Source organism: Streptomyces racemochromogenes (genome assembly GCF_044129415.1).
Classification (GTDB): Bacteria; Actinomycetota; Actinomycetes; order Streptomycetales; family Streptomycetaceae; genus Streptomyces; species Streptomyces racemochromogenes_A.
In genome coordinates, this window is sequence record NZ_JBBDHD010000005.1 from 136,251 (window position 1) to 151,820 (window position 15,570).

Annotated in this window: 12 protein-coding genes; 6 read left to right on the forward strand and 6 right to left on the reverse strand. The window is 75.3% G+C overall.

Annotated features, from left to right (window positions below; genetic code table 11):
- Nucleotides 1-9: 9 nt before the first annotated feature.
- The 3 genes from WDV06_RS03720 to WDV06_RS03730 form a co-directional block, all read right to left on the reverse strand.
- Nucleotides 10-1,404, reverse strand: coding sequence for a M23 family metallopeptidase (locus WDV06_RS03720; RefSeq protein ID WP_395508150.1), 1,395 nt, complete (start codon nt 1,402-1,404; stop codon nt 10-12).
- A gap of 247 nt (nt 1,405-1,651) precedes the next feature.
- Nucleotides 1,652-2,023 carry a hypothetical protein gene (locus WDV06_RS03725; RefSeq protein WP_395508138.1) on the reverse strand — a complete coding sequence of 124 codons (372 nt, stop codon included), beginning with the start codon at nt 2,021-2,023 and terminating at the stop codon, nt 1,652-1,654.
- A gap of 31 nt (nt 2,024-2,054) precedes the next feature.
- Nucleotides 2,055-2,906: an esterase/lipase family protein gene (locus WDV06_RS03730; protein WP_395508139.1), complete on the reverse strand. Its 852-nt coding sequence runs from the start codon at nt 2,904-2,906 to the stop codon at nt 2,055-2,057.
- A gap of 212 nt (nt 2,907-3,118) precedes the next feature.
- Between WDV06_RS03730 and WDV06_RS03735 the strand changes: the two genes are divergently transcribed.
- Nucleotides 3,119-3,523: a cobalamin B12-binding domain-containing protein gene (locus tag WDV06_RS03735; RefSeq protein ID WP_395508140.1), complete on the forward strand. Its 405-nt coding sequence runs from the start codon at nt 3,119-3,121 to the stop codon at nt 3,521-3,523.
- An 81-nt stretch (nt 3,524-3,604) separates the two neighbouring features.
- Here the strand turns inward: WDV06_RS03735 and WDV06_RS03740 are convergent, their stop codons facing one another.
- Both WDV06_RS03740 and WDV06_RS03745 read right to left on the reverse strand, forming a co-directional pair.
- Nucleotides 3,605-5,170 carry a DUF5691 domain-containing protein gene (locus WDV06_RS03740; protein WP_395508141.1) on the reverse strand — a complete coding sequence of 522 codons (1,566 nt, stop codon included), beginning with the start codon at nt 5,168-5,170 and terminating at the stop codon, nt 3,605-3,607.
- Between the two features lie 257 nt (nt 5,171-5,427).
- Nucleotides 5,428-6,765 carry an SWIM zinc finger family protein gene (locus tag WDV06_RS03745; RefSeq protein ID WP_395508142.1) on the reverse strand — a complete coding sequence of 446 codons (1,338 nt, stop codon included), beginning with the start codon at nt 6,763-6,765 and terminating at the stop codon, nt 5,428-5,430.
- A 134-nt stretch (nt 6,766-6,899) separates the two neighbouring features.
- On the opposite strand from WDV06_RS03745, the gene WDV06_RS03750 reads away from it, so the two are divergent.
- The 5 genes from WDV06_RS03750 (at nt 6,900) to sucD (ending at nt 14,177) form a co-directional block, all read left to right on the forward strand.
- Nucleotides 6,900-8,006, forward strand: coding sequence for an ATP-binding protein (locus WDV06_RS03750; RefSeq protein WP_395508143.1), 1,107 nt, complete (start codon nt 6,900-6,902; stop codon nt 8,004-8,006).
- Nucleotides 8,003-10,282, forward strand: a complete 2,280-nt coding sequence (locus WDV06_RS03755) for a DUF5682 family protein (RefSeq protein WP_395508144.1) — start codon at nt 8,003-8,005, stop codon at nt 10,280-10,282. Before WDV06_RS03750 ends, WDV06_RS03755 begins: the two co-directional genes overlap by 4 nt.
- A 354-nt stretch (nt 10,283-10,636) precedes the next feature.
- Complete coding sequence (locus WDV06_RS03760; RefSeq protein ID WP_395508145.1) at nt 10,637-11,797, forward strand: VWA domain-containing protein; 1,161 nt, start codon at nt 10,637-10,639, stop codon at nt 11,795-11,797.
- Nucleotides 11,798-12,086: 289 nt separating this feature from the next.
- Nucleotides 12,087-13,265, forward strand: coding sequence for an ADP-forming succinate--CoA ligase subunit beta (gene sucC, locus WDV06_RS03765; protein ID WP_395508146.1), 1,179 nt, complete (start codon nt 12,087-12,089; stop codon nt 13,263-13,265).
- A 21-nt stretch (nt 13,266-13,286) separates the two neighbouring features.
- On the forward strand, nt 13,287-14,177 hold the full coding sequence (sucD, locus tag WDV06_RS03770) for a succinate--CoA ligase subunit alpha (protein WP_045952187.1): 891 nt from the start codon (nt 13,287-13,289) through the stop codon (nt 14,175-14,177).
- A gap of 84 nt (nt 14,178-14,261) precedes the next feature.
- Here the strand turns inward: sucD and WDV06_RS03775 are convergent.
- On the reverse strand, nt 14,262-15,570 hold a 1,309-nt coding region (locus WDV06_RS03775; protein ID WP_395508147.1), incomplete at its 5' end, for a SigE family RNA polymerase sigma factor.

Sequence of the window (15,570 nt, forward strand, 5' to 3'; positions counted from 1 at the left end):
GCGGGGTTCCTACGTCGGGTCCAGGCCGTGGTTGCGCAGCCAGGCCAGGGGGTCGATGGCGGAGCCGCCACCGGGCCGTACCTCGAAGTGGAGGTGCGGGCCGGTGGAGTTGCCGGAGTTACCCGAGTACGCGATGACGTCGCCGGCCTTGACCTGCCCGGACCGGATCTTGGTGCTGCTGAGGTGGCAGTACCAGGTCTCCGTGCCGTCGGGGGAGGTCAGGATGGCCATGTTGCCGTAGGCGCTGTTCCACTGGGTGCGCATGGTGCCGTCGGTGGCGGCCATGACCGGGGTGCCGTAGGAGACCGGGAAGTCGATGCCGGTGTGGACGGACATCCACATGCCGCCGGCCTGGCCGAACATGGCGCTCAGACCGTGCTGGGCGACGGGGATCGCGAATTTGGGGCGGGCCGCCTCCTTGGCCGCCGCCTCCTCGGCCCGCTTCTTCTTCTCCGCGTCCTGGCGCAGCTTGAGGTCGATGCGCTCCTGGGTGCGGCTCGCGCGGTCTGCGAAGTCGCCGGCGTCCGCGCTGAGGGCGGCCAGCTGGGTGTCGAGCTTGTTGTTCGCCGCGACCGGCTTCACCGACGCCGGGTCGGGGGCGGCCATCGTCGTCGTGTCCTCGGCGGGCTTGTCGCTGCCGGTGAGACCGCCGACCGAGGCGGCGGCGACTCCCGCGACGCCCATCACGCAGACGGAGGGCACCGCCACGGTCAGCAGGGCGGACCGCTTGGCCGGCGTACGGCGCCGGGCGCTGCCGGCCGCCTTGTCCTTGCCGCCCTTGGCCCCGCCCCGGCCGCCGGCCGCCCGGCGCGCCGAGCGCGGCTCGGCGGGGGAGGCCTGGGTGAGGGGTACCGCCTGCGTGGGCAGGTCGTGCACGGCGTCGATGAACTGCGGCTCCTCGTCCTCGGTGGTGAAGGCGAGGTCGAGCGGCTCGAAGACGGAGGTCTCGTCGTCGGCGTACGCGTCGGTGCCGGCGTCGTCGTACACCGGGACGACGGTCGTGGCCTCGTAGCCGCCGGTCTCCTGCGCGTAGCCGGAGAAGTCCCACTGGCCGGTCTGCCCGGAGCCGGCGGCGTCGTACCCGAAGGGGGCCGCCGCGTAGCCGTCGCCGGCATGCACGGAGTCCGCCGAGTTCCAGGCGGAGGCGTCCCAGGAGCCGGTCGTGTCCTCGGGGACGGTCTGGGCCGGGACGCTGGAGAGGTAGTCCTGCTGTGCGGTCCAGGCGGTGGAGTCGTAGGAGCCGGTGTCGGCCGCGGACGGGTACGAGGCGTAGGCGTCGTAGGTCCCGTAGCTGCCGGAAGCGGCGTAGTCCGTGACGTACTGATAGCCCTGCCCCTGCGTTTCGTAGGAAACGTAGGGCTGGTCACCAGCGAAAGTGGTGGTGGAAAGGCCGTCATGCCCCATTTCGGGGTACTGGCCCGACGTCGGGCGGTCGTTCACCAACTTCTCTTTCGCCTCGGCAGTGGGGGCCTGGGTGGCCGGGGAACTCAAGGTTCACCGGAGGAGAGCAGTGGCGTGACTGTACCCGGCGGTTACTCGCCTCGACAATCTTCGGCGGGTTTCCTCCTCGCGGGAACCGGGCATTCGGCCGTCTTTCGGTCGCCGAAAGACCGAGCCTTGGCCTTGAGTTCGAAATTCGTTCGACCGAGGGTCATCCGGTGTTGTAGGCGCACGCGAGCAGCAGCGCGAACGGCACCGGCACCAGCGCCGCCGAGCGCAGCCAGGTCCCGCGGCGCGCCGCGGACGGCAGGACGGCGTCGACGACGAACACCGCGCCGACCAGCAGCACACCCGTCACCACGAGCAGGAACAGCACGGTCGTCGAGTGGTCGAGGGTGTGGAAGTCGCAGTTGCCCAGGTCCGGCTTGGCGAGGTCCGCCGTGCTGTGGCAGTCCATCGGCAGGTACTCGGTCAGCACCCACCACCCGAGGTAGAGCGGCACGACGGCGGGCACGCCGAGGGCCAGGTTCGCCAGGACCGGCGCCAGCACCCCGCGCCGCGCCGCAGCACCCTCCCCGCCCATCCGTCCCCCCGTGTCGGAAACCTCCGGGGGCTCAGACGACCATGCCCTCCCCGTCGGTTCCGGTGGGCCGGAGTTTTCTCACCGGCCCCTCCGCGGCCCCGGCGTCACGCACCGCACCGTCCAGCGCGCGCCGGACGGCGGTGATGACGGCGGGGTGCACCGGAAGGGCGAGGTGTCCGATGCCGGTGACCTCGACGTTCGTCGCGTCCAGGTCCGGATGCTCGATCCTGGCCGCCCCGGCGGGGGCCATCAGGGCGTCGAACGCGCTCCAGAAGGCCACGCACCGGGTCCGGCAGCCGGGCGCGGGTGCGCGCAGCTCGGCCATCACGGGGGAGTCCGGGCGCATCTGGCGGACCAGCGGGTGGGCGTCCATGAAGGGGGCGACGCGGGTCCCGCCGTGCGGGGTGCCGAGGGTGACCAGCGTGCGGACCCGGGTGTCGCCCCCCAGCCGCTGGACGTAGTACCGGCCGACCAGCCCGCCCAGGCTGTGCCCCACGAGGTCCACCCGGTCCTGGCCGCTGCGCTCGCACAGTTCCTCGACGCGCCGGGCGAGGTGGCGGGCGGTGACGCGCAGGTCGCGGGTGAAGGGCGAGTAGTTGTACGTCTCCACGCGCCGCCGGCCCCCCGCGCCGAGGGCCCGGCGCAGCAGGACGAACACCGACCGGTTGTCGGTGAACCCGTGCAGCAGCAGGACGGGCGGCAACGGCCCGGACCCGGCGCCGCGCCCCTCCCCGCGGTCCTCCTCGCGGCCCTCCCGGCGCTCCTCCCGGACTCCACTCGGGTAGAGGAGCATGTGCTGGGCGAGCACCACCGCCTCCAGGACGGCGGCCCGCAGGGCGGCCCCCGAGCGCGGGACGGGCAGCGGTGCGATCGTCAGCCCCATCGACGGCCTCCCCTGGACCTCTTGGGTGCGGGGCCGTGCCGGCTGCCGACGTGGCCCCGCCACCGTGCCGTGCGGCTGTCGGCGCGGTGGCGGGGCGACTGGGCGAGGTGAATCAACGGCGTCCCACGTGTGATTTCCCCCTCCCCGTTGACCGTGAAACGGTGCGGTGCGCAATGCTGTACTTAACGTTCGTTCACTCGGGAGGCAGTGCGATGGGTGTGACCGGTCCGATCCGTGTGGTGGTGGCCAAGCCGGGTCTCGACGGCCACGACCGCGGGGCGAAGGTGATCGCGCGGGCGCTGCGGGACGCGGGCATGGAGGTCATCTACACGGGCCTGCACCAGACCCCCGAGCAGATCGTGGACACCGCGATCCAGGAGGACGCCGACGCCATCGGGCTGTCGATCCTCTCGGGCGCGCACAACACGCTGTTCGTCCGCGTGCTGGAGCTCCTCAAGGAGCGCGACGCGGAGGACATCAAGGTCTTCGGCGGCGGCATCATCCCGGAGGACGACATCGCCCCCCTGAAGGAGAAGGGCGTGGCGGCGATCTTCACCCCCGGCGCGACGACGACGGAGATCGTCGACTGGGTCAACACCCACGTCCGCGCGGCGTAACCGTTCCGGGCTCCCGTCTGCGCGGGGCGGGGAGACGACCCCGCGCAGCGGCGACGGCCCGCAGGCGGCGGCGGTGGTGGGTCACGGCGACGGCGTGAGCTCCGCGAGCATCGCGGCCCGCACCCGCAGCGTCGCCACCAGCCGCTGAAAGGCCTCGGCCCAGTACGCGCCGGCTCCGGAGCCCCCCTCCGGGGCATCGGCCACCCCGGCCGTGAGCCCCTCCAGCCGCTCCGCCTCCTCGGGGTCCAGGCAGCGCTCCGCCAGCCCCATCACCCCGCTGAAACTCCACGGGTAGCCCCCGGCGATCCGTGCCGCGTCCAGCGCGTCCACCACGGCCCGCCCCAGCGGCCCGGCCCACGGCACCCGGCAGACCCCGAGCAACTGGAACGCCTCCGACAGCCCGTGCGCGCGCACGAACTCCGCGACCCACTCCGCCCGTTCGCCCTCCGCCAGGGTCTCCAGCAGCTTGGCCCGCTCCGCGAGCGACGCCGTGCCCGGGCCGGCCGCCGGGGGTGCGGACGCCGGGCCCAGCAGCGCCTTCGACCACTGCGCGTCCCGCTGCCGCACCGCCGCCCGGCACCAGGCGGCGTGTATCTCCTCCGCCCAGCCCCCGGCCACCGGCCGCGCCACGATCTCCGCCGGCTCCAGTCCCCCGAACCGTGCGCGCCAGCAGGACAGCGGGGCCGCCTCCACCACCTGGCCGAGCCACCACGCCCGCTCCCCGCGCCCCGCGGGCGGCCGCTTGACCACGCCGTCGCGCAGCATCCCCGCGTCGCACTCCGCCGGCGGCTCCACCGCCTCCGGGCCCACGCAGGCCAGCGCCCGCTGCGCCATCCGCCCGGCCAGCGCCGACTCCGGCAGCGCGGACAGCAGTTCCGCGGCCGTCGCCCTGACGTTGCGGCTGCGGTCGCCGAGCGCCGCCTCCAGGAAGGGCTCGTCCGCCATCGACAGCCCCGTCCGCAGCGAGTCGAGGAACATCAGCCGGTCCTCGGCGCGCTCGGTGGCCCAGGTGCCGGCCAGCAGCCGGGTCGCCGCCGCCGCGTCGCGGGCCCGGACGGCGCCCAGCAGGGCGACCCGTTCCGCGAACAGGCCCTCCTCCCAGAGCCGCGCCACCGCCTCGCCGTCGGCCGGGTCGGGGAGTTCCCCGCCGCCCGCCGAGCCCCGCAGAGCGAACCGCCACTCCGGGTTCAGCCGGGCCAGCCACAGCCCCCGCGCGCCGGCCAGGGCCAGCGCCTGCGGGCGCAGGTCGGAGCGGGCCCGGGCCGCGTCCAGCAGCGCCGGGAGCAGTGCGGACGGCGCCCGGTAGCCGTGCTGTCCGGCGGCGGCCAGCCACTGCGGGAGCAGCTCCGTCAGGTCCGGGGCGGCCCCCCGCCGCCCGGTGCCGCCCGCGTTCCCGCGGCCCGCGAGCAGTTGCGCCAGCCGCCGCCGGGCGGCGTCCGGGGGCGCGGGGCGCGGATCCCGCGGTGCGGGCTCCGGCCGCCGGGCCGCCGGCGCGGGCCGCAGCCCGGCGCGGCGGCGCAGCGTCTGCACGGCCGCCGCGTCGAGCAGCGCCTCCGGTGTGCCGCCCCGCCGCTCGGTGCCCAGCAGAGCGGCCGCGACCAGCCCCTCCCAGTCCGCGTCCGCGTACCCCTCGTCGGCCTTGACCATCCTGCCCCTCCCTCGTCGGTCCCGTCCGTGGTCCGTCGTCGTCGTGCGGGCTCCGGGCCCGGTCCCGCCCCCTCCGCGGGACCGGGCCCGGATGTTCCGCACGACGGTGCTCAGCTGGCGTGGTTGTCGTTCATGAAAGCCCCCCGGCTCCTCGTCGGCGCGCCGGCGCCCCCGCGCCCGCGCGTCCTCCATGTCGGTCTGCGAGACGGCATGGATCCCCCCAGGCCCCCTTCGTTTTCTGTTGGTCGCGCCCGTTCTCAGAGCAGCGGCACCGGCTCGGGCGAGCCGGGCTGCCAGGCCGTCAGCGGAGTGAAGCCGCGGTGGCCGCACTCGCCGAACACCGTGACCGGGCCGCCACCCGAGAGGGCGGCCAGCCGCCACAGCGCGGACCGCGAGCGGCCCCCGCCGGACACCACCGGCAGCGCGCACGCGCCGTCGGCGTCCGCGAGCTGCCAGGACCCGTCCGGCCCGTCACCCGGTACCGGGATCACCGGGCCCAGGACCACCGGCCAGGAGTCCAGCCACGGGTCCTCCCGCAGCGCGGCCCCGTAGGCGTCCAGGGCCTCGCCGGTGCTCACCCCGGCCGGAACCCGGGTGTCCGCCGCCGCGGCCGCGGTGCGGTCCCCCAGGTCCGCCCGGAGCCCCGCCGTCCCGGGCCGGAAACGGATCTCCGCCTCCAGCACCAGTCCGACGGGCAGGGCCGTCCCCGGCGCCCGCCCGGGCGGTCCGAAGTCCAGCACCAGCGCCGGCCGTCCGCCCTCCAGCCCGCTCAGCCACGTCCGGCGGGTGGTGAGGCGGCCGTCCGGGGACACCGAGTCGTACCGGGCGAGTACGAGCCAGCGGTCCCGGACGGCCTCCCCCTCCGCCGAGGACGGCAGCCCCACCCGGGTCCGGACGGTCGCGGCCAACGGCTCCGGCAGTCCGGAGACCCCCAGCCAGGCCCGGTCCAGCAGGTGCAGCAGCGCGAACTCCTCAAGCATCCGGGCGGGCCAGCCGGGGCCGCAACCGGGTATTGTCCCCAACTCCCTGACACGGGAGGCCAGTCCGGGCGCCTGGGCGTCGACCATCCGGGCCGCGGTCTCCTCCCAGGGCGCGTACCCCGCCTGCCCCTGGCCGGCGATCCCGCCGCGCAGCAGGTCCACGAGCCGCCGCTCCAGCTCGGTGACCCCGGCCCCGACCCGCTCGGCGCGGCGCTCGGCCCGCTTGCGGGCCGCCTCGGCGTCCACCGGGCCGGCCGCCGGCCGGGCGGCCTTCGCCGCGCGCTCCGCCAGCCGGTCGGCCGCCCAGTCCGGCGCCGTGGCCGGCTCGCCCAGCCCCTGCGCCGACCAGAGCAGCAGCAGCCCCAGGGCGTGCTTGCACGGGGACTTACGGCTCGGGCAGGAGCACATGTACGCGGGCCCGGACAGGTCGACGACCGTCCGGTACGGCGTGGCGCCGCTGCCCTTGCACAACCCCCACACCACACCGGAAGCGGAACCTCCGGTCTGTGACCACGGACCCGCTTCGCCCAGCTTCGCCCCCGCCCTCCCCGACGCCTCGTCAGGAGCCAGGGCCAGTACCTGTTCCGCCGTCGGGCGGACCCCCTGCTCAGTCATGGAAACCACCGTAGAGACCCCCACTGACAATCGCCCTGACCTGCAACAACGCCTCGAACAAAGGGGGTTGTCAGTGGCATGGTGCACGGTGGGGGCAGCAGTCGGGAGCGGCTGCCGAGCACTGGAGGGGGACCATGAGCACGCACGGGAACGGCACCGGTACCGAAGCACTGCGCCCGCACGCCGAAGACGCCTTCGCGCACGAACTGAAAGCCCTGGAAGCCGCCGACGACCGGCCCCGCCCGGCCCGCTGGAAACTCTCCCCCTGGGCCGTGGCCACCTACCTCCGGGGAGGCGCGCTCCCCGACGGCACCGTCATCACGCCCAAGTACGTCGGCCCGCGCCGGATCGTCGAGGTCGCCGTCAGCACCCTCGCCACCGACCGCGCCCTCCTCCTGCTCGGCGTCCCCGGCACCGCCAAGACCTGGGTCTCCGAACACCTCGCCGCCGCCGTCAGCGGGGACTCCACCCTGCTGGTCCAGGGCACCGCCGGAACCCCCGAGGAGGCCATCCGCTACGGCTGGAACTACGCCCGCCTCCTCGCCCACGGCCCCAGCCGCGAGGCCCTCGTCCCCAGCCCCGTCATGCGGGCCATGGCCCAGGGCGCGACCGCCCGCGTCGAGGAGCTCACCCGCATCCCCGCCGACGTCCAGGACACCCTCATCACCGTCCTGTCCGAGAAGACCCTCCCGATACCGGAGCTCGGCGAGGAGGTCCAGGCCGTGCGCGGCTTCAACCTCATCGCCACCGCCAACGACCGCGACCGCGGGGTCAACGAGCTGTCCAGCGCCCTGCGCCGCCGCTTCAACACCGTCGTCCTGCCGCTGCCCGCCACCACCGACGCCGAGGTCGACATCGTCGCCCGCCGCGTCGACCAGATGGGCCGCGCCCTGGACCTGCCCGCCGCGCCCGAGGGCCTGGAGGAGATCCGCCGCGTCGTCACCGTCTTCCGCGAACTGCGCGACGGCGTCACCGCCGACGGCCGCACCAAGGTGAAGTCGCCCAGCGGCACCCTCTCCACAGCCGAGGCCATCTCCGTGGTCACCGGCGGCCTGGCCCTCGCCGCCCACTTCGGGGACGGCGTGCTGCGCCCCTCCGACGTGGCCGCCGGGATCCTCGGCGCCGTCGTCCGCGACCCGGCCGCCGACCGGGTCGTCTGGCAGGAGTACCTGGAGGCGGTCGTCCGCGAGCGCGACGGCTGGAAGGACTTCTACCGCGCCTGCCGGGAGGTGACGGCATGAGCCCCGGAGCCGGGGGACCGCTGCTGCTCGGGGTCCGCCACCACGGCCCCGGCTCGGCGCGGGCGGTGCGGGCCGCGCTGGACCTGGCGCAGCCGCGGGCCGTGCTGATCGAGGGGCCGCCCGAGGGGGACGCCCTGCTCGGCCTGGCCGCCGAACCGGGGATGCGCCCGCCCGTCGCCCTGCTCGCGCACGCGGCGGACGATCCGGCCCGGGCCGCGTTCTGGCCGCTCGCCGCCTTCTCCCCGGAGTGGGTCGCCCTCCGCTGGGCCCAGGCCCGGGACCGCCCCGTCCGCTTCATCGACCTCCCCGCCGCCCACACGCTGGCCGCGCCGGAGGGGGAGGGGCAGGGGGAGGCGGCGGCCGCCCGCGACGGCGGGGGGCTGCCGGTGGACCCGCTCGCGGTGCTCGCGGAGACCGCCGGGTACGAGGACGCGGAGCAGTGGTGGGAGGACGTGGTCGAGCACCGGGCCACCGGAGCCGGGCGGGACCCGCTCGCCGCCTTCGAGGCCCTCGCGGAGGCCATGGCCGCCCTGCGCGAGACCCACGGGGACGGCGGCCGCCCCCGGGACCTGGTCCGCGAGGCCCACATGCGGCAGCGGATGCGGGCCGCCCGCCGCGAGTTCGGCGACGACTACGCCGTCGTGTGCGGCGCCTGGCACGTCCCGGCGCTCCGGGCCCGGACCACCGTCGCCGCGGACCGGGCGCTGCTCACCGGCCTGCCCCGCACCAAGGTGGAGACCACCTGGGTGCCCTGGACCCACCGCAGGCTCGCCCGGGCCGGCGGATACGGCGCGGGTGTCGCCTCGCCCGGCTGGTACGCGCACCTCTTCGCCTGCCGGGACCGGCCGGTGGAGCGGTGGCTGGCCGAGGTGGCCGGGCTGCTGCGGGAGGAGGACCGGCAGGTCTCCCCGTCCCACGTCATCGAGGCGGTCCGGCTGGCCGGGACCCTGGCCGCCGTCCGGGGCCGGCCGATGGCCGGGCTCCCGGAGACCCTGGAGGCGGTGCGGGCCGTCATGTGCGACGGCTCCGACGTACCGCTCGCCCTGGTCGAGGACCGGCTCGTCGTCGGGGACGTGCTCGGCGAGGTCCCGGACGCGGCGCCCGCGGTACCGCTCCAGCGGGACCTGGGCCGCCGGCAGCGCTCGCTGCGGCTCAAGGCGGAGGCCCGCGAGCGGGAGCTGGAGCTGGACCTGCGCAAGGACACCGACGCGGCGAAGTCCCGGCTGCTGCACCGGCTGCGGATGCTCGGGGTCGACTGGGGCGTGCCCACCGCCTCCCGCGGCGGGACGGGCACCTTCCGGGAGACCTGGCGGCTGCGCTGGGAACCCGAGCTGTCGGTACGGGTCGCCGAGGCGGGCATCTGGGGCACCACCGTGCCCGGGGCGGCGACCGCCAGGGCCGAGGCCGAGGCGGCGGGCGCGAGGGAGCTGGGGGAGGTCACGGCGCTGGCCGAGCGGTGTCTGCGGGCCGGGCTGGTGCGGGCGCTGCCCGCCGTGCTGCGGGCGCTGGCCGACCTCGCGGCGCTCGACACCGACGTGGCGCGGCTGGCCGGGGCGCTGCCCGCGCTGGCCCGTTCGCTGCGATACGGGGACGTACGGGGCACGGACTCGGCGGCGCTCGGCACGGTCGCCGCCGGGCTGGCCGAGCGGATCTGCGTGGCCCTGCCGCCGGCCTGCGCGGCGGGGCTCGACGACGACGCGGCGGCGGAGCTGAGGGGACACCTGGACGGGGTGCACGGGGCGGTCGCCCTGCTGGCCGACGCGGACGGGGGGCTGCGGGAGCGCTGGTCGGCCGTCCTGCGGAAGCTGGCCGGGCGGGACTCCGTGCCCGGGCTGATACGGGGCCGTGCCGTGCGGCTGCTGCTGGACGACGGCCGGCTCCCGCCCGAGGAGACGGCCCGGCTGATGGGGCTCGCGCTCTCCCCGGCGGCCTCCCCGACCGACGCGGCGGGCTGGATCGAGGGGTTCGCGGGCGGCGGCTCCGGGGGCGGGACCCTGCTGGTCCACGACGAGCGGCTGCTGGGCCTGATCGACGCCTGGCTGGTGGCGGTCCCGGAGCGCGCGTTCGTCGACGTGCTGCCGCTGCTGCGGCGGACGTTCGGTGCGTACGAGCCGGGCGTGAAGCGGACCCTGGGCGAACTGGCCCGCCGCGGCCCCGGCGCGCGGCGGACGCCCTCCGGCGCCGGACCGGCTCCCGAAGGCTTCGCCCCGGACCTCGACCCGGCCCGCGCCTCGGCGGTGGCGGAGGTGGCCCGCCTCCTCCTGGGGGCGCCATGACCTCGCCCTGGCCGGCCGCTGCGGGGCCCCGGCCCCGGCCCGACCGGCCGGGGGCAGGCTCCCCCGGCCGCCCCCGGCGCCTCAAGCGCCGGCGGGGCTGGACATGGCGCGGCGATGGACCGCGCCGGGCGGGGAGTGTCCCGTGCCGGGGCCGGGGCGTGCCCCGGGGGCTGGACGCGCCGCGCACCTCGGGCCGGCGCGGCGACGGAGCGCACCGGGCGGGGAGTGTCCCGTGCCGGGGGCCGGGGCGTGCCCCGGAGAGCGGGTGAAGGGCGGGGCGGGGAGACGGCCCCGCGCAGCGGCATGGAGGGGCTCGGCCCCGGACACGGCGATGAGTGCGGAGGGGATCGGCAGATGACGGGAAGCGGCATGGACACCGCCGGAGGCGAGCGGCTGCGGCGCTGGCGCATGGTGCTCGGCGGCGAGGCCGACGGCACCGGCCGGGCGCTGAGCGGGCGGGACGCCGCGATGGACGGGGCGCTGGCCGCGCTCTACGGCGGGGGCGGCGGCGGGGACGGCAAGGGGACGGCGGAGCGGTCGGCCGGACTCGGCGGGTCCGCCCCGCGGGTGGCGCGCTGGCTCGGGGACATCCGTACGTACTTCCCCGGCCCCGTGGTCCAGGTCATGCAGCGCGACGCCATCGAACGGCTCGGGCTGTCCACGCTGCTGCTGGAGCCGGAGATGCTGGAGGCCGTCGAGCCGGACGTCCACCTGGTCGGCACCCTGCTGTCGTTGAACAAGGCCATGCCCGACACCACGCGGGAGACGGCGCGCGCCGTCGTCCGCACGGTGGTCGACCAGTTGGAGAAGCGCCTCGCGACGCGGACCCGGGCCACCCTCGCCGGCGCCCTCGACCGCTCGGCCCGGACCGGCCGCCCCCGCCACCGGGACATCGACTGGGACCGCACGGTCCGGGCGAACCTGAAGAACTACCTGCCGGAGTACCGGACCGTCGTACCCGAGCGGCTGGTCGGATACGGCCGTGCCGCGCGGTCGGTCAGGAAGGAGGTGGTGCTCTGCGTCGACCAGTCGGGTTCGATGGCCGCCTCCGTCGTCCACGCCTCCGTCTTCGGGGCGGTCCTGGCCTCCATGCGGTCCATCGCCACCCGTCTGGTCGTGTTCGACACGGCGGTTGCCGATCTCACCGACCAGCTCGACGACCCGGTGGACGTCCTCTTCGGGACCCAGCTCGGCGGCGGCACCGACATCAACCGCGCCCTCGCCTACTGCCAGTCCAGGATCACCCGTCCTGCCGATACGGTCGTCGTCCTGATCAGTGATCTGTACGAGGGCGGGATACGGGACGAGATGCTCAAGCGGGTCGCCGCCATGAAGGCGGCCGGCGTGGAGTTCGTGGCCTTGCTCGCCCTGTCCGACGAGGGCGCCCCCGCCTACGACCGCGAGCACGCCGCGGCCCTCGCCGCGCTCGGCGCCCCCGCCTTCGCCTGCACGCCCGACCTGTTCCCGGAGGTGATGGCGGCCGCGCTGGAGAAGCGCCCCCTGCCGGTGCCGTGAGGCCCCCCGAGCGGGGCCCGGCCCGCCCCGCGGCGAATCGGCGGATCACACGAACATGCAGCTCGGCGGTGAGGCGATCTGTGACAGGTATCACCGCTCAGGTGTGATCTGTGATTTAGGGTCCTACGGCCCACGGGGATAACCTGCGAGACGGACATGCCGCGTCCACGGTCACCGTGTGCGCCTCCCCAGTGACAGCGCCGTCACGTTGCCCTCCGCGGCACGCCCACGCAGATAGCAGACAAACCGCGAATCACTGCGAATCTTTGAAGACAAGGGACGGACGCGCGTGGACCTGTTCGAGTACCAGGCGAGGGACCTCTTCGCCAAGCACGGTGTACCGGTGCTGGCCGGTGAAGTGATCGACACGCCTGAGGCGGCTCGCGAGGCCACCGAGAAGCTGGGCGGCAAGTCGGTCGTCAAGGCCCAGGTGAAGGTCGGCGGCCGCGGCAAGGCCGGCGGCGTCAAGCTCGCCTCCACCCCGGACGAGGCCGTCGCCCGCGCGACGGACATCCTGGGCATGGACATCAAGGGCCACACGGTCCACAAGGTGATGATCGCGGAGACCGCTCCCGAGATCGTCGAGGAGTACTACGTCTCCTACCTGCTCGACCGCACCAACCGCACCTTCCTGGCCATGGCCTCGGTCGCCGGCGGCATGGACATCGAGCAGGTCGCCGAGGAGACCCCCGAGAAGCTCGCGAAGGTCCCGGTCAACGCCAACGAGGGCGTCACGATCGAGAAGGCCCGCGAGATCGTGGAGCTCGCTCAGTTCCCGGCCGAGGTCGCCGAGAAGGTCGCCGAGGTCCTCGTGACCCTGTGGAAGACCTTCATCGCCGAGGACGCGCTCCTCGTCGAGGTCAACCCGCTCGCGAAGGTCGCCTCCGGCGAGGTCATCGCCCTCGACGGCAAGGTCTCCCTGGACGAGAACGCCGAGTTCCGCCAGCCGGGCCACGAGGAGTTCGTGGACCACGCGGCCGCGAACCCGCTTGAGGCCGCCGCCAAGGAGAAGGGCCTCAACTACGTCAAGCTCGACGGCGAGGTCGGCATCATCGGCAACGGCGCGGGTCTCGTCATGAGCACCCTCGACGTCGTCGCGTACGCCGGTGAGAACCACGGTGGCGTCAAGCCCGCCAACTTCCTGGACATCGGCGGTGGCGCCTCCGCCGCCGTCATGGCCAACGGTCTGGAGATCATCCTCGGCGACCCGGACGTCAAGTCCGTGTTCGTCAACGTCTTCGGTGGCATCACCGCGTGTGACGAGGTCGCCAACGGCATCGTCCAGGCGCTGAAGCTGCTTGAGGACCGGGGCGAGGCGGTCACCAAGCCGCTGGTCGTCCGCCTCGACGGCAACAACGCCGAGCTGGGTCGCAAGATCCTCTCGGACGCCAACCACCCGCTGGTGCAGCGCGTGGACACCATGGACGGTGCGGCCGACAAGGCCGCCGAGCTCGCGGCTGCGAAGTAAGGGCAGAGGTCACAGACTCACATGGCTATCTTCCTCAACAAGGACAGCAAGGTCATCGTCCAGGGCATGACCGGTGCCACGGGCATGAAGCACACCAAGCTCATGCTGGCTGACGGCACCAACATCGTCGGTGGCGTGAACCCGCGCAAGGCCGGCACGACCGTCGACTTCGACGGCACCGAGGTCCCGGTCTTCGGCTCCGTCGCCGAGGCGATGGAGAAGACGGGCGCCAACGTCTCCGTCCTCTTCGTCCCGCCGGCCTTCGCCAAGGCCGCCGTCGTCGAGGCCATCGACGCCGAGATCCCGCTGGCCGTCGTCATCACCGAGGGCATCGCGGTGCACGACTCCGCCGCCTTCTGGGCGTACGCGACCGCCAAGGGCAACAAGACCCGCATCATCGGCCCGAACTGCCCGGGTCTGATCACCCCCGGCCAGTCCAACGCCGGCATCATCCCGGGCGACATCACCAAGCCCGGCAAGATCGGTCTCGTGTCCAAGTCCGGCACGCTGACCTACCAGATGATGTACGAGCTGCGCGACATCGGCTTCACCTCCGCCGTCGGCATCGGTGGCGACCCGGTCATCGGCACCACGCACATCGACGCCCTGGAGGCCTTCGAGGCCGACCCGGAGACCGAGCTCATCGTCATGATCGGCGAGATCGGCGGCGACGCCGAGGAGCGTGCGGCGGACTTCATCGCGAAGAACGTCACCAAGCCGGTCGTCGGCTACGTCGCGGGCTTCACCGCCCCCGAGGGCAAGACCATGGGCCACGCCGGCGCCATCGTCTCCGGCTCTTCTGGCACCGCACAGGCCAAGAAGGAGGCCCTTGAGGCCGCCGGCGTCAAGGTCGGCAAGACGCCGACCGAGACGGCCAAGCTGGCGCGCGAGATCCTCGAAGGCGCGAAGTAGGCGCTGACGGTACGGACGCACGGGCGTGGCCCGCACCCCCTCGGGGTGCGGGCCACGCCCCTTTTCGGCTCGTGCGCCGTCCGCTCACTCCGGCGACGGGTGCAGCCGGTGGGGGCCGGCGGCCGGATCGGCCCGGAGCTTGTCCTGGAGGGCCCGGCTCGTCTCGGTCAGCCGTGGCGGGCCGGCGAGCGGAGGGACCCCGGAGACGGCGGTACCGGGCCCGACCGGCGCCTCGTAGTGGTCCGGCGCGGTCACGGTGGTGTACCCCGTGGCGACGGCGATCACCGCGGTCAGCATGAGCGCGGCCCGGGCCCAGCGGCGGGCTCGGAGCTCACAGACGGTGCGGACGGTGGCCGCCGGGGGCGGCTCCAGCGGCACGGCGGGCCGCACCGCGCCGAGCCACTCGCGCAGCACGGCCGACCGCTCCTGCGGGGGGACGCCGGCCAGCCCGGGCAGCCGGGCGGCGAGGTCGGCGTGGGCGTGGATCAGGCGGTTGCCGGTGGTGGGCGTACTGGCCTCGGTCTCGGCGGCGGTGTCGGGCAGGTCCAGGCCGACGCCGTCGTAGAGCAGCACGGTCCGGCGGTGTGCGGGGGGCAGTGCGAGCAGGGCCCCGAGCAGGATGCGGTCGTTGGGGTCGGCGGGAGCCTTGTCGGGGCGGCCGAGGGTCCGGTGCGCCCGGCGCAGCCGGCGCCAGGGGGAGAGCGCGTACTCGTACGCGGCCGCGCGGACCCAGCCGACGGGGTCGGGGTCGGTGGCCACCTCGGGCCACTGCGCCCACGCCTGACGGAACGCCCGCTCCACGGACTCCTGCGCGAGGGAGCGACGCCCCGTCAGGAGGTAGACCTGGCGGACCAGGGCGGGCGCGGAGTAGCCGTAGAGCGCGTCGAACGCCTCGGCAGGCCGCGTCGGCCGGGGGATCCGGCCGGGCGTCGCCCCGGCGGGTGGTACGGGCGCGGGTGCCGCCCCGGCGGTCGGTGGGGCGGCCGGGGTGCTGTCGGGCCCGGTGGGGGGCGCCGGGTGGGGGGCGGTGCCGTGCCCGGCGGCGGGTGTGGCCGGGGCCGTCGGTGCGTGGTGCGGTGTGGCGGGGAGGGGGCCGGGGGGCGCCGTCGCGGTGGCGGGGGCCGTGTCGTCCTGCCTCGCGGTGGGGGCCGGGGGGCCGGGCTCCCGCGCCGGCGCGTCCGTGGCGGAGCGGCCCGGGGGCGCGGGCTCCGGCGGGGCGGCCGGTGCCGTATCGCCCGTCGCGGAGTGGACCGGGGCCGCGGCGCCGGGTGCGGACCGTTCCGGGACGGGGCGCGGTGCCGCGGGCTCCGGGGCGGGGGCGGCCGTGTTCAGGGCCGCGGCTTGCGGGGCGGGGGCCGGCCGGGCCGCGGGGGGGGCCGGGGCGGACCGGGGC